General features: G+C 65.7%; 18 protein-coding genes. 13 read left to right on the top strand and 5 right to left on the bottom strand.

Annotation, left to right across the window (positions count from 1 at the left end; all coding sequences use genetic code 11):
- Positions 1 to 183 precede the first annotated feature (183 nt).
- The 5 genes from PcP3B5_RS19180 (at position 184) to PcP3B5_RS19160 (ending at position 5,332) form a co-directional block, all read left to right on the top strand.
- Positions 184 to 648 (top strand): DUF6160 family protein, encoded by a 465-nt coding sequence (locus PcP3B5_RS19180; RefSeq protein ID WP_009618705.1) that lies wholly within the window; start codon positions 184 to 186, stop codon positions 646 to 648.
- A gap of 74 nt (positions 649 to 722) precedes the next feature.
- Entirely contained in the window at positions 723 to 1,484 is a 762-nt protein-coding gene (locus PcP3B5_RS19175) for a C39 family peptidase (RefSeq protein WP_009618706.1), read from the top strand.
- Positions 1,485 to 1,529: 45 nt separating this feature from the next.
- A complete protein-coding gene (locus PcP3B5_RS19170) occupies positions 1,530 to 2,534 on the top strand; it encodes a transporter (RefSeq protein WP_009618707.1) in 1,005 nt (334 codons plus the stop codon).
- Between the two features lie 18 nt (positions 2,535 to 2,552).
- Entirely contained in the window at positions 2,553 to 4,151 is a 1,599-nt protein-coding gene (locus PcP3B5_RS19165; protein ID WP_009618708.1) for an outer membrane protein transport protein, read from the top strand.
- Between the two features lie 11 nt (positions 4,152 to 4,162).
- Positions 4,163 to 5,332, top strand: coding sequence for a MalM family protein (locus PcP3B5_RS19160; protein ID WP_061562145.1), 1,170 nt, complete (start codon positions 4,163 to 4,165; stop codon positions 5,330 to 5,332).
- Positions 5,333 to 6,524: 1,192 nt separating this feature from the next.
- Here the strand turns inward: PcP3B5_RS19160 and PcP3B5_RS19155 are convergent.
- From PcP3B5_RS19155 to ppsR, 4 genes are all read right to left on the bottom strand, one after another.
- The gene (locus PcP3B5_RS19155) at positions 6,525 to 7,511 is read right to left on the bottom strand and encodes an alpha-L-glutamate ligase-like protein (protein WP_061562144.1); all 987 of its coding nucleotides are present in this window, start codon (positions 7,509 to 7,511) and stop codon (positions 6,525 to 6,527) included.
- A gap of 3 nt (positions 7,512 to 7,514) precedes the next feature.
- Positions 7,515 to 9,041: an osmotic stress tolerance membrane protein RloB gene (gene rloB / locus PcP3B5_RS19150; RefSeq protein ID WP_058070251.1), complete on the bottom strand. Its 1,527-nt coding sequence runs from the start codon at positions 9,039 to 9,041 to the stop codon at positions 7,515 to 7,517.
- Positions 9,042 to 9,046: 5 nt separating this feature from the next.
- Positions 9,047 to 9,586 (bottom strand): retropepsin-like aspartic peptidase RloA, encoded by a 540-nt coding sequence (gene rloA, locus PcP3B5_RS19145; protein ID WP_043272133.1) that lies wholly within the window; start codon positions 9,584 to 9,586, stop codon positions 9,047 to 9,049.
- A gap of 202 nt (positions 9,587 to 9,788) precedes the next feature.
- Positions 9,789 to 10,607 carry a posphoenolpyruvate synthetase regulatory kinase/phosphorylase PpsR gene (gene ppsR / locus PcP3B5_RS19140; RefSeq protein WP_009618715.1) on the bottom strand — a complete coding sequence of 273 codons (819 nt, stop codon included), beginning with the start codon at positions 10,605 to 10,607 and terminating at the stop codon, positions 9,789 to 9,791.
- Between the two features lie 165 nt (positions 10,608 to 10,772).
- On the opposite strand from ppsR, the gene ppsA reads away from it, so the two are divergent.
- From ppsA to PcP3B5_RS19100, 8 genes are all read left to right on the top strand, one after another.
- Positions 10,773 to 13,142: a phosphoenolpyruvate synthase gene (gene ppsA, locus PcP3B5_RS19135; protein ID WP_009618717.1), complete on the top strand. Its 2,370-nt coding sequence runs from the start codon at positions 10,773 to 10,775 to the stop codon at positions 13,140 to 13,142.
- Between the two features lie 75 nt (positions 13,143 to 13,217).
- Positions 13,218 to 14,180 (top strand): alpha/beta fold hydrolase, encoded by a 963-nt coding sequence (locus PcP3B5_RS19130; protein ID WP_061562143.1) that lies wholly within the window; start codon positions 13,218 to 13,220, stop codon positions 14,178 to 14,180.
- A 716-nt stretch (positions 14,181 to 14,896) separates the two neighbouring features.
- On the top strand, positions 14,897 to 15,385 hold the full coding sequence (gene rraA / locus PcP3B5_RS19125) for a ribonuclease E activity regulator RraA (protein ID WP_009618721.1): 489 nt from the start codon (positions 14,897 to 14,899) through the stop codon (positions 15,383 to 15,385).
- A gap of 82 nt (positions 15,386 to 15,467) precedes the next feature.
- The gene (locus tag PcP3B5_RS19120) at positions 15,468 to 16,466 is read left to right on the top strand and encodes a zinc transporter ZntB (protein WP_009618723.1); all 999 of its coding nucleotides are present in this window, start codon (positions 15,468 to 15,470) and stop codon (positions 16,464 to 16,466) included.
- A 54-nt stretch (positions 16,467 to 16,520) separates the two neighbouring features.
- Positions 16,521 to 16,769 carry a hypothetical protein gene (locus PcP3B5_RS19115; protein WP_009618725.1) on the top strand — a complete coding sequence of 83 codons (249 nt, stop codon included), beginning with the start codon at positions 16,521 to 16,523 and terminating at the stop codon, positions 16,767 to 16,769.
- 2 nt (positions 16,770 to 16,771) lie between these two features.
- Entirely contained in the window at positions 16,772 to 17,596 is an 825-nt protein-coding gene (locus PcP3B5_RS19110; protein WP_009618727.1) for a mechanosensitive ion channel family protein, read from the top strand.
- Positions 17,597 to 17,671: 75 nt separating this feature from the next.
- The gene (sigX, locus tag PcP3B5_RS19105; protein WP_061563298.1) at positions 17,672 to 18,262 is read left to right on the top strand and encodes an RNA polymerase sigma factor SigX; all 591 of its coding nucleotides are present in this window, start codon (positions 17,672 to 17,674) and stop codon (positions 18,260 to 18,262) included.
- 117 nt (positions 18,263 to 18,379) lie between these two features.
- Positions 18,380 to 19,441 carry an OmpA family protein gene (locus PcP3B5_RS19100; RefSeq protein ID WP_009618731.1) on the top strand — a complete coding sequence of 354 codons (1,062 nt, stop codon included), beginning with the start codon at positions 18,380 to 18,382 and terminating at the stop codon, positions 19,439 to 19,441.
- A gap of 1,061 nt (positions 19,442 to 20,502) precedes the next feature.
- Here PcP3B5_RS19100 and cobA read toward each other — a convergent pair.
- Positions 20,503 to 21,237 (bottom strand): uroporphyrinogen-III C-methyltransferase, encoded by a 735-nt coding sequence (cobA, locus tag PcP3B5_RS19095; RefSeq protein ID WP_061562142.1) that lies wholly within the window; start codon positions 21,235 to 21,237, stop codon positions 20,503 to 20,505.
- Positions 21,238 to 21,248: the final 11 nt, after the last annotated feature.

The following is a 21,248-nucleotide window of genomic DNA, read 5'->3' as shown; positions in this document are numbered from 1 at the left end:
GGGGTTGCCCAGTAGCTTGGGAAACAGGACGCGAAGCCTGGAGCTTCACGAATCCATGCCCGCGGCACCTAGGGAAGACGGCGCGGGTCTGGAGGGTCGGCTTGGCCGGCCAACCTGCAGCGGGGCAGGACGCCCCCTGCAGTGCCCTGGGGCAACCCACCTGAACACTGGAGAGAAACAAGAATGAAAAAAATCAAACAACTGGTTCTTGCAAGTGCTGTTCTGGCCGCTCCCTTCCTGGCCCATGCCGATCTGAAATCCATGGACGACAGCGCGCTCGCCGGCGTGACCGGCCAGGACGGCATCAGCATCGCCGGTGACTTCAAGGCGAGCATCGGGGCGGTGGTCTACACCGACAAGATCGACGACACCAAGTCCGGTTCCCTGCGCCTGGAGAACATCACCCTGACCGGCCCGGGCGGCACCGCCCTGAAGATCGACGATGCCAACCCGCTGACCGTCGACGTGGTCACCACCAAGATCGGCACCGCCGACACCCAGCAACTGGCCCTGGGCCTGCCGGGCATGACCGGCGACGTCTCGGTGGGCGCCATCAAGGTGGGCGACACCAGCGCCGCCAGCATCGGTTCGCTGACCGTTTCCAACCTGAACATGGCCGGTTCCCAGGTTCGCATCTGGGGCCACTGATCCATCGGTCGTGTGACGCGTATCCCCTTGCCGGCCCGTGCCGGCAAGGGTTCTTCCAGGAGAGAGGAGAGGGGATGTTCGAGATACTGCTGGGAAGCCTGCTCGGCCTGTTCGGTTTCACCCAGACGGTGGATACCCAACCGCAACCCCGGGGCACGGTGAACATCACCCAGCAGCTCACGCCCAACGGCCCCTTCCGCGAGGCCGTGCAACTCGAACCCATGAGCCAGGTGCAGTTCCGCAACGTCATCCGCCAGGCCTACGACTACAGCTGCGGCTCGGCGGCGCTGACCACCCTGCTGGACTACTACCTGGGCCGCGACCTGCAGGAACGCCAGGTGATGGAAGGCCTGCTGAAGTACGGTGAGGCCGACAAGATCGTCCAGCGCCGCGGCTTCTCGCTGCTGGACATGAAGCGCTACGCGGCCGCGCTGGGCTACAGGAGCGGCGGCTTCCGCGCCGAATTCTCCGACCTGGATTCGCTGGAGCACCCGGCGCTGGTGCCCATCCACTACGGTGGCTTCAAGCATTTCGTGGTGGTGCGCGACGTCTACAACGACCACGTCTTCGTTGCCGATCCTGCCCTGGGCAACATCAGTTTCACCCGCAGCCGCTTCGAGGCGATCTGGGACCAGAACGTGCTCTTCGTCATCTACCCAAGCGGCCAGGAGCCGAAGAACGCCCTGGCCCTGAAGGAGCAGGACCTGCGCCTGGTGGACGACCGCACCGTGAGCCTGCTGGCCTTCCGCGAGTTCCCGGAGATGAGCAAGTTCACCAGCAACCGGATGATCGAGGCCGCATCCAAAGGCGACGTGCAGTTCATACGCAGCAAGTGATCGACGTTTCATCCTTCCATAAGAACAAGACCAGGGGATTGCATCATGAGATTCAGGGGGTATGCGTGCGCCGCCATACTGGCCTTGCTGGCATCGGGCCCGGCGCCGGCCGAGGAAGGCTCGGTCGACCAGGCGCGTGACGCGCTGGCCAAGAAGGCCGACGACGCCGACAGCGCCAAGGCCCTGGAAGAGGTGTTCCAGGCGGCGGAGAAGAGTTACACCCTGCTGAAGAAGGGCGAGCGGACCCTCACCTACGGCCTGGACTACTCGATGATGCGCGACACCCGCATCCAGCAGGTGCGCACCGGCGACAGCGTCTACAGCGTGCTGGCGACCAGCGAGGCGCAGCACACCTTCACCAACTCCTTCACCTTCGACTACGGCATCTGGGACAACCTGACCTTCAGCCTGCGCCTGCCCTTCGTGGCCAAGTACGACACCGAGAGCGACGTCCACGCCTACAGCCTCGGCGACATTTCCGCGACCCTGCGCTGGCAGCCCTGGGCGGCGATGCGCGGGCGCCCGGTCACCACCTTCTACGCCACCCTCGGCCTGCCCACCGGCGACAGCCCGTTCGACATGAACCCGGACAAGGACGTGTCCACCGGCAACGGCTACTACAGCCTCGGCGTGGGCGCGAACATGTCCTACGTGATCGACCCGGTCGTGCTCTACGGCTCGCTCGGCTACACCTACAACCTCAAGGTCGACAACATCCACCAGAACCAGTACGGCGAGGAGCTGAACAAGGTCACCCCGGGCGACACCCTGAACTTCGCCATGGGCATGGCCTACGCGCTGTCCTACGACGTGTCCCTGGCCACCTCCTACCAGATGGCCTACCAGATGAAGAGCCGCTACCACTTCGACACCCGCACGGTGGAGGCTCCCGAGCAGACCAGCGCGGTCATGAACTTCTCGCTCGGCCTGCGCACCTCGCCTGACTACATCGTCAACGTGAACGCCGGCTTCGGCCTGACCGAAGACTCACCGGATATCTTGCTGGGGGTTTCCCTGCCCCTGGATATCAAGGGCCTTAAGCCCGACTAAACGGCGAGCGGAGTTCCCATGACGAAGCGCATTTCGCCACTTCTGCTGGCGATGGCAGGGGCGGGGCTTGGCTGGATTCTGCCGGCCCAGGCCCAACTGGCCAACGACATCACCATCGGCAACCCCAAGGCGATGGCCCTGGGCAACGCGGTCACCGCCGATTCCACCGGCATCGACGCCGTGCACTACAACCCTGCGGCGCTGACCAAGCTCAAGGGCCGGCAGACCACGGTGAAGCTGGTCAGCGGGGTGATGGACATCCGCGCCGGCTTCCACGCGCCGCCGAACTACGGCGAGAGCACCTTCGGCGTGTCCGACGACCCGGTGGCCAACTCCCACAGCCGCACCATGACGCCGACCATGTACCTGCCGGGCCTGGGCGGCATGACCGACGTGCCCATGCTGGTGGCGCCGCTGGCGGGCCTGTCGATCAACCCGCCGGGCTCCAAGTTCACCTTCGCCACCAACGTCTACACGCCCCAGGCGCTGGGCTACTCGCGCGACTCGGACGGCGACCCGGGGCGCTACGACGGGCGCCGCGTGTCGCTGCAGCGGCTGACCTACTTCTCGCCCTCGGTGGGCTACCAGATGAACGACACGCTGTCCTTCGGCCTGTCCATCGGCTTCTCGCACCAGGCCATGGCCCTGGACACCGACTTCCGCAACCCCGGCCTGCTCACCGGCCTGCTGCAGACCCTCCACGACACCACCTGCGTGCCCGGCGCGCAGGAGATCGTCGAGCTGGTGTTCAACGTCTGCGGCGGGCGCATCGGCCCCTACGACACCCTGGCCAACCTCAAGCTGGACATGCAGCAGACCCTCTCGCCCAGCTACAACCTGGGCGTGCTCTGGGAGCCCACCGACTGGTTCGCCTGGGGTGCGGTGTACCAGAGTGAGTCGCGCATGAAGCTCAAGGGCAAGTACCGGGTGGACTACACCAAGGACTGGCAGGGCTTCTGGTCGGGCCTGCAGAACTCGGTGTTCGGCGCCTTTCTCAGCCCGCTGTTCCCCTACGGCAACGCCGAGGAGGAGCATGGCGTGGCGACGCTGAAGATGACCAACCCGGACAACTTCTCCACCGGCATCAAGCTGCGCCCGTTCGATGACTGGCAGTTCAACTTCGACCTGAAGTGGAGCGGCTACAGCGACTGGAACAACCTGGAGATCGAGTTCGACAGGGAACTGGACCTGCTGCGCATCGCCAAGAACTTCGCCCCCAACGGCGCCACCGACCACAGCATCATCCTCGACCGTGGCTACCGCGACACCTGGAGCTACGCCATGGGCGTGCAGTACGACGTCAACGACCGCCTGCAGCTGCGCGCCGGCTACGAATACCGGCCCTCGGCGATCCCCAAGAGCAAGGCCGACGCCCTGGTGCCCATCGGCGACGCCGACCTCTACGGCCTGGGCCTGGGCTACCGCTGGGACAAGGACACCAACATCGACCTGGGCTTCAACTACTTCGTCTCCAAGCAGAGCATCAAGGCTGGGCAGAGCTGCAACCTGACCTGTACCGGCATCGACAACCTGGTCTACAACCCCTATGCCGGCATGGATGTACACACCACGGTGAAGGCCTATATCTTCGCCCTGACCTACAACACCACCTTCTGAGGAGCGGCCCGATGCAGCGTTCCCGCCACCTGTTCCTCTGCCTGCTGGCCACGGCGGCCGCGCCGCCGCCGGCGCTGGCCGACGCCGGGCGCTACCTGTCGTGGATCGACGACAACGGCCAGGTGCACAACACCTTCGTCGACGCCGGCTACGGCCAGCAGCAGCGCCAGGCGGCCAGGCGCATCGACCAGAGCGACCGCGCCCGCCTGCGCGACGACGGCGGCACCCTCTGGCCCGGCAGCGCGCCGGCGGGGGAGAGCAAGCGCCGCTACTTCACCTGGGTGGACGGCCAGGGCAACCTGCAGAACAGCTTCTACGCCGGCAACCAGGTGCCGGCTGGGCGCGGCGACTACGTGCTGCCCAACGGCGACCACTCCTCCGAGTACATCGACGCCGAGGCCTACGAAGACAAGGGCTTCGTCCGCAGCGAGAACGGCAACCCGTACTACACCTGGGTCGACGAGCAGGGCCGCATGCACAACTCGCCGATCACCGCCCAGGACCGCGCCGACGGCATCCGCCGCAGCCAGATCGCCTTCACCGAAGGCCGCGAGGTGCAATTCAAGCAGCGCCCGCAGGCCCTGCCGGGGCTGGACGGCAGCGGCGAACAGACCGACGCCATGAAGGCCCTGCTCAAGGGCAGCGGCAAGACCCTCGATGACCTCTACCAGGACCTGCAAAGGCGCTGCTGCGAGCAGATCGCCGAGGGCGAGTTCACCGAGCTGAACGCCGATGAGCCGCGCTACGAGGAACTCAACAAGTTCTCGCCGAGCTTCGACTTCCCCATGGGCAAGAGCTACTACGTGGCCATGAAGCTGCCGGCCTCGCAGCAGGTCTACGGCCTGCGCGTGCGCAGCTTCTCCAACCACCAGGTGGTCTACCCGTCGCTGCTGTTCCTCGACGAACGCAAGCGCCCGACGCGCCTGGTCAGCGACGCGGTCTACAAGCTCAACCCGGAAACCTGGTACCGCTACGCCTTCATCGAAGGCACGGTACCGGTGCGCGCCAACCAGGGCGAGCGCTACGTGCTGCTGCTGACCACCGACGAGGACCGCGCCCTGCAGACGCTGGACAACAAACCCTACAAGCGCCCGCTGGAAAACCTGGCGGTGAACGAGGAGGGCATGAAGGTGCGGCAGCATGCCGACCAGGGTGGGTTCGAACTGGCGGTGGTGCGCTGAGCGTCACCGGATAGCCCGCTGCGAGCGGTTGGTCGATCGCGGACGGAGTCCGCTCCTACGCCCGTGCCTCCCTGAACCGTAGGATGGGTTGAGCTTGCGAAACCCATGCGGTCATGGTGATGGGTATCGCTTCGCTCAACACCATCCTACGAAAAGCCGTGCTTCCTGGAACCGTAGCGGATCTCATCCGCGAATCGCGCCGGAGGTTCCGGCTATCGCGGACAAGGTCCGCTCCTACGGGGAAACACCATGCTTCCCGGCGGATTGTAGGAGCGGGCCCTGCCCGCGAAATCGCGCGCAGGGCGCGCTCCTACAGGGAATGGTGTGGGTGGGGTGGTGTAGGAGCGGATCTCATCCGCGAATCGCGCCGGAGGTTCCGGCTATCGCGGACAAGGTCCGCTCCTACGGGGAAACACCATGCTTCCCGGCGGATTGTAGGAGCGGGCCCTGCCCGCGAAATCGCGCGCAGGGCGCGCTCCTACAGGGAATGGTGTGGGTGGAGTGGTGTAGGAGCGGATCTCATCCGCGAATCGCGCCGGAGGTTCCGGCTATCGCGGACAAGGTCCGCTCCTACGGGGAAACACCATGCCTCCCGGCGGATTGTAGGAGCGGGCCCTGCCCGCGATTTCGCGCGCAGGGCGCGCTCCTACAGGGAATGGTGTGGGTGGGGTGGTGTAGCGGACCTTGTCCGCGATTCGAACTTCCAGAGAAATAGCCGAGCGCACCGAAACGCCCCTTCAGAAGGCCGAGCGAAACCGGTGCTCAGGAGGTCATGCGACATGGATGTCGCGAGAGCCCCGCGGGCTACAGGGACGTACCCTCGGGGCGGGCCTCCGTGGCGGGGGAGTTCGTGAGGGTAGCCCGGCTCCATCGGGCCCGTATGTCGGGGCAAGCCTTTTTGGTTCCTTTTGTGGCGTTTGACAAAAGGGACTCGCCCGAGGGGGCGAAACAAAAAATCTCCGCAGACTCGGAGCGGCGCGCTACACCGAGCCCAACCCCAAAAGTCTCTGGGTTCCCGCGTTGGAATGACGGGGTTGAAGGATGGCGCCTGACCGACGCGTCGCTCAGGACAGCCCCCTCTCCCTTCAGGGAGAGGGTTGGGGAGAGGGCGCTCTCGAACCCAGCACCGAAAGCCCCCGGGAAACACCGTTCGCGAGCAAGCTCGCTCCCACGAAAAGCCCCCGACTCCGCCTCAGATCTCCCGCGCCGGCACATGCCCGAACAGCTTCTGCGAGAAACGCACCCGCTCCTCCGGTGTCTCCTGCACGCCCTTGGCCTGCAGCTCCACCAGGTGGGCCTCCACCGCCTGGGCACGGCCGGTCAGGCCGCAGTCGTTGGCGATCTGGATGTTCAGCCCGGGGCGGGCGTTGAGTTCGAGGATCAGCGGGCCCTTGTCCTGGTCCAGCACCATGTCCACGCCGATGTAGCCCAGGCCGCACAGCTCGTAGCAGCCGGCGGCCAGCTTCATGAAGCCGTCCCAGTGCGGCAGCTGCACGCCGTCCACCGCGTTGGTGGTGTCCGGGTGCTTGGCGATCTTGCGGTTCAGCCAGGTGCCTTGCAGGGTGATGCCGGTGGCCAGGTCCACGCCCACGCCGATGGCGCCCTGGTGCAGGTTGGCCTTGCCGTTGGACTGGCGCGTCGGCAGGCGCAGCATGGCCATCACCGGGTAGCCCATGAGGACGATGATGCGGATGTCCGGCACGCCCTCGTAGCTGATGCTGCGGAAGATCTGGTCGGGGGTGACGCGGTACTCGATCAGCGCGCGGTCGCGGTGCCCGCCCAGGGAGTACAGGCCGGTGAGGATGCTGGAGAGCTGATACTCGATCTCCTCGCGGCTGATGATGCGCCCGGAGACGGTCTTGAAGTTGCCCTCGAAACGGTCGGCGATCACCAGGATGCCGTCGCCGCCGGCGCCCTGCGCCGGCTTGATGACGAAGTCGTTGCGCTCGCCGATGATGGAATCGAGCTTCTCGATTTCCTTCTCGGTGGAGATGATCCCGTACATCTCCGGCACGTGGATGCCGGCGGCGATGGCGCGTTCCTTGGTGATGATCTTGTCGTCGACGATCGGGTACAGGTGGCGCTTGTTGTACTTCAGCACGAAGTCCGCGTTGCGCCGGTTGATGCCCATGATGCCCTTGGCTTCCAGGGCTTTCCACCGCTTGATCAGGCCGAACATGGCTCAGTCCTTCAGGAAGGCTTTGAAGCGGAACAGCTCGGTCAGGCGGTAGCCGCGGTAGCGACCCATCGCCAGCATGAAGGCCACCAGGAGCAGCAGCACCGCCGGGAAGGTGAACACGAAGTACACCAGCTCCGGCACGCGCATCAGGATGTGCGCCAGGGCCGCAGCGAACAGGGTGCCCACCGCCGCCTTCATGGCGTGCGCGGCGCCGCGTTCTTCCCAGGTGATCGACAGGCGCTCGATGCTCATGGTCAGGATCACCATGGGGAACAGCGCCACCGACAGGCCGCTCTCGAAGCCCAGGCGGTGGCTGAGCAGGCTGATGGCGGCGATCATCACCACCACGAAGGTCAGCACCACCGACAGCCGCGGCAGCATCTGCAGCTTCAGGTGCTCGAGGTAGGAGCGCAGCGACAGGCCCAGGGCGGTGATCACGGTGAACAGGCCGATGCCCCACTGCAGGCCGGTCTCGCGGAAGGCGAGGGCGATCAGCACCGGGGTGAAGGTGCCGAGGGTCTGGATGCCGATCAGGTTGCGCAGGACCAGGATCACCAGCACGCCGAAGGGGATCATGATCATGATCTGGAAGGTCTGCTGGGTGGACAGCGGCAGGCCGTACAGCGAGTAGTCGAGGAAGGACGCGTCGGTGTTCTCGTTGGTCAGCTTGGCCAGGCGGATGGCGTTCATCTCGCTGTTGTTCAGGCTGAAGCTGATCAGCGCCTTCTTGCCGCCTTCCACCGCCAGCAGCGGCTCGTCGCCCAGCCACCAGATCAGGCGGTCGGCGGGCAGGCCGCGCTCGCCGGTTTCCGGGTTGAAGTACAGCCAGTCCTTGCCGTTGTAGCTGCGCAGCCACAGTTCCGGGCTCTGCGCCTGGTTGGCCAGCAGGCGCAGGGTGTGCACGCGCTCCATGGGCACGTGGGCCTGGGCCAGCAGGGTCTCGACGATGTACGAGCGCTTCTCCAGGCTGGTGTCGCCGGCCAGCAGCAGCTTGACGTTGTCGTCGGCCAGGTTGTTGGCGCGCTTGATGGTTTCGCTGACGAAGGTCTCGATGTCCGCCGAGTGCTGGCGGATGGGCGCGATCAGCGCTTCGGCGGCGATCTTCTCCGGGCCTTCCAGGGGCGGGCTGTCACGGAAGATCGGGCCTTTTTCCTTGGGTTGCTCGCCGCTGAAGCGCTTGGTCAGCACCAGGCGGTAGTAGAGCGTCTGCTTGCCGTTGGCGCGGCGCGAGGACCAGGTCACCTTGCGGTTGCCGTCGGCGCGGTTGATGCTCACCCCGTAGTTGTTCGAGACGAAGCTCTCGTTGAGGCTGACGTAGCCCTGGGTCAGCGGCGGCACGAACATCTGCACCTTGACCGGGGTCTTCGGCGTGGCGAGGAATTCGACCTTGGCGTCGATGTTCCACAGGTCGTCGGTTTCCGCCTCGGTCATGGGGATGCCGAGGATGAAGATCTGGTAGGCGGTGATGGAAACGCCCAGGACCACCAGGATGGCGATCAGGATCTTCAGGTGCAGGTTGATGGAGCGCATGGGCTTTACTCGGCAGGTTTCGCAACGGGGCAACCGGGCTGGCCGGCGGCGTATTTCAGGCTGGGGTCGACCAGGGCGCCGAAGCGCTTGAGCGCGTCGGAGCCGATCAGCAGGGGATATTGGAATGCGCTGCGGTCGGTAAGGTTCACTTCGATGGTGCGGCGCAGCCTGCCCAGGCAGACATCCAGTTCGATGACCGGGCGCGCGGTGTAGGCCTTGCCCTCGTCGGGGTCGAAGTCGCCGTGGCGCCGCTTGATCTTGCTGATGCGCGCCAGCGGCCGCTCCAGCGGCTGGCTGTCGGCGGTGTCGGTGGCCAGGTAGAAGCGCACCCAGGTTTCGCCGTCGCGCTTGAAGCGCTTGATGTCGCGGGCGCTCAGGGAGGCGGTCTTGGCGCCGGTGTCGAGCTTGGCCGCCAGCACCTGGTCGAGCTGGCCGATGTGGGCGTATTCGATGAGCCCGTAGACGGTCTTGCCGGCGGCGCCGGCGGGGCCGCCGAAGGCCGCCAGGAAAATCAGGAGCAGCAGGGCTGTGGGCTTGAGTCTCATAAGTCCTGAGCGCTGGGGGCCGTAGGCCAGTGAACGGGTACATCCGGCAAACGCCACGGCCTGCGGGCGAGTCATCCTTGGCCGGGGCCTGGGCCCCCCAGGAGGGATGCGGGGCGCGATTCTAGCACGCAGGTGCCGTGTGACGACACCCGCCAGGCCCCGGCGGGCGGCAGCGTGAGCCGGTTCACAGGGCCGTGCGGGGCTACTTCAGGCGGCGCTCGACGCCTTTCTCCACCATGATCTTGGCGGCGATCTCCTCCACCGAGAAATGGGTGGAGTTGATGTAGGCGATGTTCTCGCGGCGGAACAGGTTCTCCACCTCGCGCACCTCGAACTCGCACTGGGCGAAGCTGGCGTAGCGGCTGTTGGGCTTGCGCTCGTTGCGGATGGCGGTGAGCCGGTCGGGGTCGATGGTCAGGCCGAACAGCTTGCCCTTGTAGGGCTTGAGGGCGTTGGGCAGCTGCAGGCGCTCCATGTCCTCCTCGGTCAGCGGATAGTTCGCCGCACGAATGCCATATTGCATTGCCATATAGAGGCAGGTGGGCGTCTTGCCGCAGCGCGACACGCCGACCAGGATCAGGTCGGCCTTGTCGTAGTAGTGGGTGCGGGCGCCGTCGTCGTTGTCGAGGGCGAAGTTGACCGCGTCGATCCGCTCCATGTAGTGCGGATTGTGGCCGATGCTGTGGGATTTTCCGACGGAATACGACGAGTCCGCGGATAATTCCTGCTCCAGAGGGGACAAAAAGGTCGAGAAGATGTCGATCATGAAGCCGTTCGACTGGGCCAGGACCGCCCGGATCTCACGGTTGACGATGGTGTCGAAGATGATCGGGCGGGCGCCGTCCGCCTGCGCAGCCGCGTTGATTTGCTGTACCATGACGCGCGCTTTTTCTTCGGTGTCGATGTACGGTCGCGTCAGTTTGTGGAAATGGATGTTCTCGAACTGCGCAAGAAGACTCTGGCCGAGGGTTTCGGCGGTGATGCCGGTTCCGTCGGAAATGAAGAAAGCCGTACGTTTCATTGCGCTGCGGGCCTTAATGTAGGAAAGAATCCTGAGTATGATAGGCCGCGCTTTTGCAAGGCCTCCTGCCGGGGCATTGTCACTTATTTTTCTGGCCGCGGCCAGAAAGGGGCGGTGTCGCGGTGGCCCGTTTGAGCTTTTCCAACATTCAGTGGAGAGATCACCTTGGTAGAGTACGTAGTTTCCCTCGATAAGCTCGGCGTCCATGATGTCGAACGTGTGGGGGGCAAGAACGCATCCCTGGGCGAAATGATCAGCAACCTCGCCGGTGCTGGGGTTTCGGTTCCCGGTGGTTTCGCCACCACCGCCCAGGCCTACCGTGACTTCCTCGAGCAGAGTGGCCTGAACGACCGCATTCACGCCGCCCTGGACGCCCTCGATGTCGACGACGTCAACGCCCTGGCCAAGACCGGCGCGCAGATTCGCCAGTGGGTGATGGACGCCGAGTTCCCCGCCCAGCTGGACGCCGACATCCGCAAGGCCTTCGCCGAGATGGCCGGCGGCAACGACAACATGGCCGTGGCCGTGCGTTCCTCGGCCACCGCCGAAGACCTGCCGGACGCCTCCTTCGCCGGCCAGCAGGAGACCTTCCTGAACATCCGCGGCGTGGACAACGTGATCCGCGCGGCCAAGGAAGTCTTCGCCTCCTTGTTCAACGACCGTGCCATCGCCTACCGCGTGCACCAGGGCTTCGACCACAAGCTGGTCGCCCTGTCCGCCGGTGTGCAGCGCATGGTCCGCTCGGAAACCGGCACCGCCGGGGTGATGTTCACCCTGGACACCGAGTCCGGCTTCCGTGACGTGGTGTTCATCACCGGCGCCTACGGCCTCGGCGAGACCGTGGTGCAGGGCGCGGTGAACCCCGACGAGTTCTACGTGCACAAGCCCACCCTGGAAGCCGGCCGCCCGGCGATCCTGCGCCGCAACCTGGGCAGCAAGGCGATCAAGATGATCTACGGCGACGAAGCCAAGGCCGGCAAGTCGGTCAAGGTGGTCGACGTGGAGAAGGCCGACCGCGCGCGCTTCGCCCTGTCCGACGCCGAGGTCACCGAACTGGCCAAGCAGGCGCTGATCATCGAGAAGCACTACCAGCGCCCGATGGACATCGAATGGGCGAAGGACGGCGACGACGGCAAGCTGTACATCGTCCAGGCCCGCCCGGAAACCGTGAAGAGCCGTTCCAGCGCCACCGTGATGGAGCGCTACCTGCTCAAGGAGAAGGGCAAGGTCCTGGTGGAAGGCCGCGCCATCGGCCAGCGCATCGGCGCAGGCCCGGTGAAGGTCATCCACGACGTCTCCGAGATGGACAAGGTGCAGCCCGGCGACGTGCTGGTCTCCGACATGACCGACCCGGACTGGGAGCCGGTGATGAAGCGCGCCAGCGCCATCGTCACCAACCGCGGTGGGCGTACCTGCCACGCGGCGATCATCGCCCGTGAACTGGGCATCCCGGCCGTGGTCGGCTGCGGCAACGCCACCGCCGTGCTGAAGGACGGCCAGCAGGTCACCGTATCCTGCGCCGAAGGCGACACCGGCCTGATCTACGAAGGCCAGCTGGGCTTCGACGTGCGCCAGAACTCGGTCGACGCCATGCCCGAGCTGCCGTTCAAGATCATGATGAACGTCGGCAACCCGGACCGCGCCTTCGACTTCGCCCAACTGCCCAACGAGGGCGTGGGCCTGGCCCGCCTGGAATTCATCATCAACCGCATGATCGGCGTGCACCCCAAGGCGCTGCTGAACTTCGCCAGCCTGCCGGCCGACATCAAGGAAAGCGTCGAGAAGCGCATCGCCGGCTACGACGACCCGGTGGGCTTCTACGTCGAGAAGCTGGTCGAGGGCGTCAGCACCCTGGCCGCGGCCTTCTGGCCGAAGAAGGTCATCGTGCGCCTGTCGGACTTCAAGTCCAACGAGTACGCCAACCTGATCGGCGGCAAGCTCTACGAGCCGGAAGAAGAGAACCCGATGCTCGGCTTCCGCGGCGCCTCGCGCTACATCAGCGAATCCTTCCGCGATTGCTTCGAGCTGGAATGCCGGGCGATGAAGAAGGTCCGCAACGAGATGGGCCTGACCAACGTCGAGCTGATGGTGCCCTTCGTGCGCACCCTCGGCGAGGCTTCCCAGGTGGTCGAACTGCTGGCCACCAACGGCCTGAAGCGCGGCGAGAACGGCCTGAAGGTCATCATGATGTGCGAACTGCCGTCCAACGCCCTGCTGGCCGAGGAGTTCCTGGAGTTCTTCGATGGCTTCTCCATCGGCTCCAACGACCTGACCCAGCTGACCCTCGGCCTGGACCGCGACTCGGGCATCGTCGCGCACCTGTTCGACGAGCGTAACCCGGCGGTCAAGAAGCTGCTGGCCAACGCTATCCAGGCGTGCAACAAGGCCGGCAAGTACATCGGCATCTGCGGCCAGGGCCCCTCGGACCACCCGGACCTGGCCAAGTGGCTGATGGAGCAGGGCATCGAGAGCGTCTCGCTGAACCCCGACTCGGTGCTCGACACCTGGTTCTTCCTGGCCGAAGGCCAGGCCTGACGCCAACCGAACCTGCGGGTTCAGGAAGGGCGGGTGCTTGCACCCGCCCTTTTTCGTGCCAGCCCATCCAACGACATGCACAGCAGTAGCCGACTCTTTCCCGTGGCGCTCGTCAGCGCCGAACTGCGTGGCGACCTCACCGAGGACGTCTACCGCCTGAAACCCAACAACAGCCCGGACCCCAGCGTCGAGCTGGCGCTGACCCGCCTGGGCCTGCCGGGCCGCGAGCAGCGTGGCGTACCGGTGATCCTGGTGCACGGCAGCTTCTCCAACCGGCGCTTCTGGTACTCGCCCAAGGGCATCGGCCTGGGGCCGTACCTGGCGCGCGCCGGCTTCGACGTGTGGATACCGGAGATGCGCGGCCACGGCCTGTCGCCGCGCAACCTCGACTATTCGCGCAACAGCGTCGCCGCCTACGCGCGCTTCGACCTGCCGGCCATCGCCGCCTTCGTCGTCGAGCAGAGCGGCCAGGCGCCGCACTGGATCGGCCATTCCCTGGGCGGCATCAGCCTGGCGGCGACCCTCGGCGGCGGCTACCTGGCGCCGGAGCAGGTGGCCAGCGTGGCCCTGTTCGGCAGCCAGGTCAGCCGCGACTACTGGGCGCTGAAGCTGCCGCCGGTGGCCTGGAGCGGGCGCCTGCTGCTCAAGCGCATGGGCGTGATCCCCGGCCCGCGCCTGCGCCGCGGCCCGGAGGACGAGCCCATCGGCCTGGCCCTGGAGGCCTTGCGCTGGTACGGCCTGTTCGGCCGCTTCGGCGAACGCGACAACGACTGGTGGGGCGGCCTGGCCAAGGTGACGGCGCCGGTGCTGGCGGTCAGCGCCGAGGGCGACCGCCAGGACCCGCCCCGGGCCTGCCGCAAGCTGTTCGAGCAGTTCGGCTCGGAAGTCCGCGAATACCTCTGCCTGGGGCGCCGGCAGGGCTTTTCGGAAAACTTCGGGCACGTCGAGATGCTGGTGAGCAAGAGCGCCCAGCGCGAGGTCTGGCCGCGGGTCCTGCACTGGCTGCAGCACCAGGCCCTGCCTCCCGGCAACCCGTAGGATTACAGGCTGCGCCGAGGTGCTTTTCGTAGGAGCGGGCCCTGCCCGCGATTTCGCGCGCAGGGCGCGCTCCTACAGGGGAATGACGCGGGTGGGGCAGCGTAGCGGATCTTATCCGCGATCCGCGCCGGGACGTCCGGTTATCGCGGACAAGGTCCGCTACGGGGGGAGGAATACCGTGCCATCCGGCGAGCTGTAGCGGGCCCTGCCCGCGATTTCGCGCGCAGGGCGCGCTCCTACAGGGGAATGACGCGGGTGGGGCGGCGTAGGAGCGGATCTTATCCGCGATTCGCGCGGGACGTCCGGTTATCGCGGACAAGGTCCGCTCCTACGGGGGGAGGAATACCGTGCCATCCGGCGGGCTGTAGCGGGCCCTGCCCGCGATTCGCGCGCAGGGGAATGGTGCAGTGGGGCGGCGTAGGGCGAATAACCGTTCGCGGTTATCCGCCGCTGCACCGAGGCCATGGCCAACGCCCAGGTCAACCCTGGCGCCGCCGGCAATCAAGGCCAAACGGCGGATAACGCCGTAGGCGTTATGCGCCCTACGCGTGCCTCCCGGCGAAAGGCGCCAAGCCGCGGGGCAGGGCGGCGGGCGTAGGCGGATGGCGTGACAGTCGCTAGACTGTGACGCCAAGCCGGGTTCCGGTCATTCCGGGCTTCATCGCCGCTCCGCCGGTCCGCCGCAGGTTCATCCCGACACTCCAAGGAGTCTCTCCATGCAATACGTCACCCCTGATCTGTGCGATGCCTATCCCGACCTGGTCCAGGTCGTCGAGCCCATGTTCAGCAACTTCGGCGGTCGCGACTCCTTCGGCGGCGAGATCGTCACCATCAAGTGCTTCGAGGACAACTCGCTGGTCAAGGAGCAGGTGGACAAGGACGGCAAGGGCAAGGTGCTGGTGGTCGACGGCGGCGGCTCGCTGCGCCGCGCGCTGCTGGGCGACATGCTGGCCGAGAAGGCGGCGAAGAACGGCTGGGAAGGCATCGTGGTCTACGGCTGCATCCGCGACGTCGACGTGATCGCGCAGACCGACCTGGGCGTGCAGGCCCTGGCCAGCCACCCGATGAAGACCGACAAGCGCGGCATCGGCGACCTCAACGTGGCCGTGACCTTCGGCGGCGTCACCTTCCGCCCGGGCGAGTTCGTCTACGCCGACAACAACGGCATCATCGTCTCCCCCCAGGCCCTGAAAATGCCCGAGTGAGCTGAACGCCGGGCGCCTTCGCCGGTCAATGACCGCACCTGCCGGCGGCGCCCGGCATCTCTGGCACTTCATGGAACAGGCGATGCAGCAATACGAAAGCGGCACCGAGCGTGGGCTGATCTACGGCTACGTCCTCGATGGCCACGGCGGCGGCCGGCAGATTTCCCGCAGCGAACTGCCGCTGCTGGACCTCAAGCCCGAGGAAAGCCTCTGGGTGCACTGGGACCGCGGCGTCCCCGAGGCGCAGTCCTGGCTGCGCGACTCCAGCGGGTTGAACGAATTCACCTGCGACCTCCTGCTGGAGGAGGCGACCCGCCCGCGCCTGCTGGACCTGGGCGCCGAGCGCCTGCTGCTGTTCCTGCGCGGCGTCAACCTCAACCCCGGCGCGGTGCCCGAGGACATGGTCTCGCTGCGGGTGTTCGCCGAGAAGCAGCGGGTGATCTCCCTGCGCCTGCGCCCGCTCAAGGCAGTGGCCGACCTGCGCCAGGACCTGGCCGCCGGGCGCGGCCCGAAGAACGCCTCGGAGCTGGTGCTGAGCCTGGCGCACTACCTCACCGACCGCATCGATACCCTGATCGGCGGCCTGGCCGACGAACTCGACGCCATGGAGGAGGCCATCGAGGAAGACGAGCGCAACGTGCCCGACCAGGCCGAGCTGCGCGCCCTGCGCCGGCGCTCCGCGGGCCTGCGGCGCTACCTGGCGCCGCAGCGCGACATCTACTCGCAGCTCACGCGGATCAAGCTGTCCTGGACGCTGGGCGACGACGCCGACTACTGGAACGAGCTGTACAACCGCCTGACGCGCAACCTCGAGGAACTGGAGCTGGTGCGCGAGCGCATCTCGCTGATCCAGGAGGCCGAGCACCGGCGGATCACCGAGCGGATGAACAAGACCATGTACATTCTTGGTATCATCACCGGCTTTTTCCTGCCCATGAGTTTCGTGGCCGGGCTTCTGGGCATCAACGTAGGCGGGATTCCGGGCTCCAGCGCGCCGCACGGCTTCGCCATGGCCTGCCTGCTGATGGCCGTGATCGCCGCGACCCAGTGGTGGATCTTCCGCCGCCTGCGCTGGCTCTGATGTGACTTGTGGGGGTGTGGCTGCGTCAAGGCAGCACACGAAGGAGAGCTGTGCATGCACGATCCGTTCGAAGAATCCCTGCGCAACCTGCTGCGCATGCCGGACCAGGAGCCGGAGGAAGACGCGCGCCTGGGTCGCGTGCTGAAGACCGCCAACCGCCAGGTCGGCGCCGGCGACCTGTTCAGCCTCATGGGCCACTGGCTGCAAGCCCTGAGCCTGGGCGTGAGCCGCGGCGCCGCCCACCTTGCGCCGGTGTCCCGGCGCCCGCAGAATTCCGCCCCTTCCGCTGACAAGGCCGACTGAAGATGCAATTCGATATCTGGACGCAAAGCCTGCTCACCGCCATGAACACCCTGTGGGGCAAGCTCGCCGGGTTCATCCCGAACCTGCTCGGCGCCCTGGTGGTGGTGCTGCTGGGCTTCGTCGTGGCCAAGCTGCTCGACGCCCTGCTGTCCAAGCTGCTGGCCAAGCTCGGCCTGGACCGCCTGATGGGCGGCACCGGCCTGACCAAGCTGATGGCCCGCATCGGCATCCAGGTGCCGGTCTCGACCCTGGTGGGCAAGATCGTCTACTGGTTCGTGCTGCTGGTGTTCCTGGTCTCCGCCGCCGAGTCCCTGGGCCTGCAGCGCGTCTCCGCCACCCTCGACGTGCTCGCCCTGTACCTGCCCAAGGTGTTCGGCGCGGCCCTGGTGCTGATCGTCGGCGTGCTCCTGGCGCAGTTGCTCAACAGCGTGGTGCGCGGCGCCGCCGAGGGCGTGGGCCTGGAATACGCCGGCGGCCTGGGGCGCGTGGCTCAGTGGCTGGTGATCATCATCAGCATCTCGGTGGCCGTCGGCCAGCTCGAGGTCAAGACCGACCTGCTCAACTACATCATCGCCATCGTGCTGATCACCGTCGGCCTCGCCGCCGCCCTGGCCCTGGGCCTGGGCAGCCGGGAGATCGCCGGGCAGATCATCGCCGGCATCTACGTGCGCGAGCTGTACCAGGTCGGGCAAGAGGTGAAAGTGGACGATGTCGAAGGCATCATCGAAGAAATCGGCACCATCAAGACTATTCTGATGACCGATGAGGGCGAGTTGGTGTCCATTGCCAACCGCGTGCTCCTCGAGCGCCGTGTGACCAGCCGCTGAGATGATCCCGTGCAACGCCGACGCCGCTTCGCGTAAGCCGCGTCGGCGGCCGACATGACCTGGCCCGAACCCGACTTGAACAAGCCGCAATCATTGTCCCAGCGCTACGACCCGCGCCAGCTGACCGACGAGGAGCTGGTGGAGCGCGCCCATGACGAGCTGTTCCACGTCACCCGGGCGTACGAGGAGCTGATGCGCCGATACCAGCGCACGCTGTTCAACGTCTGCGCGCGCTATCTGGGCAACGATCGGGATGCCGACGACGTGTGCCAGGAAGTGATGCTCAAGGTGCTGTATGGATTGAAGAACTTCGAGGGCAAATCGAAGTTCAAAACTTGGTTGTACAGCATCACTTACAACGAGTGCATAACCCAATATCGCAAGGAAAGACGAAAGCGCCGGCTGCTCGATGCGCTGAGCCTGGACCCGCTCGAGGAGGCTTCCGAGGAGAAGGCGCCGAAGGTCGAGGAGCGAGGCGGCCTGGACCGATGGCTGGTACATGTCAATCCCATCGATCGGGAAATTCTGGTGCTACGATTTGTCGCAGAGCTCGAATTCCAGGAGATCGCCGACATCATGCACATGGGCCTGAGTGCGACCAAGATGCGATACAAGCGTGCACTGGATCGGCTGCGCGAAAAGTTTTCGGGCATATCCGAAACATAGTTGGGTAAATGTTGTCTCTCTAATTCGCAAGTTCTGATAAACTTGCCCGCAAGTTGTATGGCCTGCCTTTTGTCGGCGGTCATCGGCTTACTGACCACCAAGATGGGGATTTAACGGATGAAACTGAAGAACACCCTGGGCGTCGTGATCGGCTCCATGATCGCTGCTTCCGCCGTGAATGCTTTCGCTCAAGGCCAAGGCGCAGTCGAAGCCGAAGCCTTCGGCAAGCGCTACTTCACTGACAGCACCCGCAACATGAAGAACGGGGACCTCTACGGCGGTTCCGTCGGCTACTTCCTGACCGACGACGTCGAGCTGGCGCTCTCCTACGGTGAATACCACGACATTCGTGGCACCTACGAGTCCGGCAACAAGAAGGTCCATGGCAACCTGGCTTCCCTGGATGCCATCTACCACTTCGGTACCCCGGGTGTCGGCCTGCGTCCGTACGTTTCCGCCGGCATCGGTCACCAGAGCCTGACCAACGTCAACAGCGAGAACGGCGGCCGTCAGAACCTGACCATGGCCAACATCGGCGCCGGCCTGAAGTACTACTTCACCGAGAACTTCTTCGCCAAGGCCAGCCTCGACGGCCAGTACGGCCTGGAGAAGCGTGACAACGGTCACCAGGGCGAGTGGATGGCTGGCGTCGGCGTCGGCATGAACTTCGGTGGCGGCGCCAAGCCGGCCCCGGCTCCGGAGCCGGTCGCTGAAGTCTGCTCCGACGAAGACCACGACGGCGTCTGCGACAACGTCGACAAGTGCCCGAACACCCCGGCCAACGTCACCGTTGACGCCAACGGCTGCCCGGCCGTCGCTGAAGTCGTCCGCGTCCAGCTGGACGTCAAGTTCGACTTCGACAAGTCCAAGGTCAAAGAGAACAGCTACGCTGACATCAAGAACCTGGCTGACTTCATGAAGCAGTACCCGTCCACCTCCACCACCGTTGAAGGCCACACCGACTCCGTCGGCACCGACGCCTACAACCAGAAACTGTCCGAGCGTCGTGCCAACGCCGTTCGTGACGTGCTGGTCAACGAGTACGGTGTGGAAGGCGGCCGCGTGAACGCCGTTGGTTATGGTGAGAGCCGTCCGGTTGCTGACAACAGCACCGCTGAAGGCCGCGCCGTCAACCGTCGCGTAGAAGCCGAAGTGGAAGCCCAGGCCAAGCAGCAGTAATCGGTCTGAGTTCCAGGAAAAACCCGGCCTAGGCCGGGTTTTTCTTTGTCTGGGGAAAAGCTCGTTTAGGTGGTTGGGATGGGGCTATGGATTCGCTTGCGAGCCCTTGCACCCAACCTAATCTCGTCATTCCCGCGAACGCGGGACGCGGCTTCATCGCGAACAGCGCTTGCGCTGGCCCGAGGGGGAATAACCCAGAGACTTCTTGTTTGGGTGTGTTTGCGCCGCTTCGGCGTGCTCGGACGTTTCTTGTTTCGCCCCCTCGGGCGAGTCCCTTTTGTCAAACGCCACAAAAGGAACCAAAAAGGCTTGCCCCGACATACGGGCCCGATGGAGCCGGGCTACCCTCGCGAATTCCCCCGCCACGGAGGCCCGCCCCGAGGGTACGTCCCTGTAGCCCATCGGGGCTCTCGCGACATCCATGTCGCATGACCTCCTGAGCGCCGGTTTCGCTCGGCCTTCTGAAGGGGCGTTCCGGTGCGCTCGGGTATTTCTCTGGAAGTCCAAAAGCCAGAGCGAATGCGCTTTGGCTTTTCGTAGGAGCGAGCTTGCTCGCGAACCCAGGGTTCGCGTTCTCGGGAATGACGGGAGGAGGTAGGTGTTCCGGGATGACTCCAAACTCCCCACCCACTCCGAACGGCCCCCTCTCCCTTCAGGGCGGGGCGCGCAGCCGAGGGTTGGGGAGAGGGCGCTCTAGAACCCGGCACCGACGCCACCGGGAAACTCCGTTCGCGAGCAAGCTCGCTCCTACAGCCCTGATGGCATCGGCGTACTGGCCAACGGCGTATAACCGCGAACGGTTATACGCCCTACGTTCCCGCGCAGGAGCAACGGGGGGAGTGAGGAGTATCAGGACGACTCCAAACTCCCCACCCACTCCGAACGGCCCCCTCTCCCTCCGGGAGAGGGCTGGGGTGAGGGTGCTCTTGAACCCAGCACCTACGCCACCGAGAAACCCCATTCGCGAGCAAGCTCGCTCCTACAGTCATGATGGCATCGGCGCACTGGCCAACGGCGGATAACCGCGAACGGTTATCCGCCCTACGTCTCGGAACAGTCGTTCAGGCGCTGCGCGCCAGCTCCAGCGCGGCCTCGGCGGCCACTTCGCCGATCACCAGAATGGCCGGGCTGCGCAGGCCGAAGGCGGTGGCGTCGTCGAGCATTGCACCCAGAGTGCTGCGGCATTCGCGCTGCCGGGGCAGCGAGGCGTTTTCGATCATCGCCACCGGCATGCCCCGGCGCATCCCGCCCGCCAGCAGGCCGTCGCGGACTTCCGCCAGGCGCGCCACGCCCATGTAGATCACCAGGGTGGTGCCGGACTGGGCCAGCGCCGGCCAGTTCGGCTCGCTGTCGTCCTGGGTGTGCGCGGTGACCAGGCTGACGCCGCGGCTGATGCCGCGCAGGGTCAGGGGTATGCCGCAGGAGGTGGCGGCGGCCAGCCCGGCGGTGATGCCGTTGACCAGCTCGCAGGCGATGCCACGGGCCTCCAGCCAGGCCGCTTCCTCGCCGCCACGGCCGAAGATGCACGGATCGCCGCCTTTCAGGCGCACCACGCACAGGCCCTGGCGGGCGTAGCGCAGCATCAGGCGCTGGATGAAGTCCTGGGGCGTGGAGCGGCAGCCGCCGCGCTTGCCCACGCGCACCACCCGGGCGCCGGGGCAGTGCTCCAGCAGTTGCGGGTTGACCAGGTCGTCGATCAGCACCACCTGCGCGCCGGACAGCGCGCGCACGGCCTTCAGCGTCAGCAGCTCCGGGTCGCCGGGACCGGCGCCGACCAGCCAGACTTTTCCACTCATCTTCTCTCTCC

It is taken from the genome of Pseudomonas citronellolis (assembly GCF_001586155.1).
GTDB lineage: Bacteria > Pseudomonadota > Gammaproteobacteria > Pseudomonadales > Pseudomonadaceae > Pseudomonas > Pseudomonas citronellolis.
Note: the sequence above shows the minus strand (reverse complement) of the source record. Positions and strands in the feature narration are given on the sequence as shown.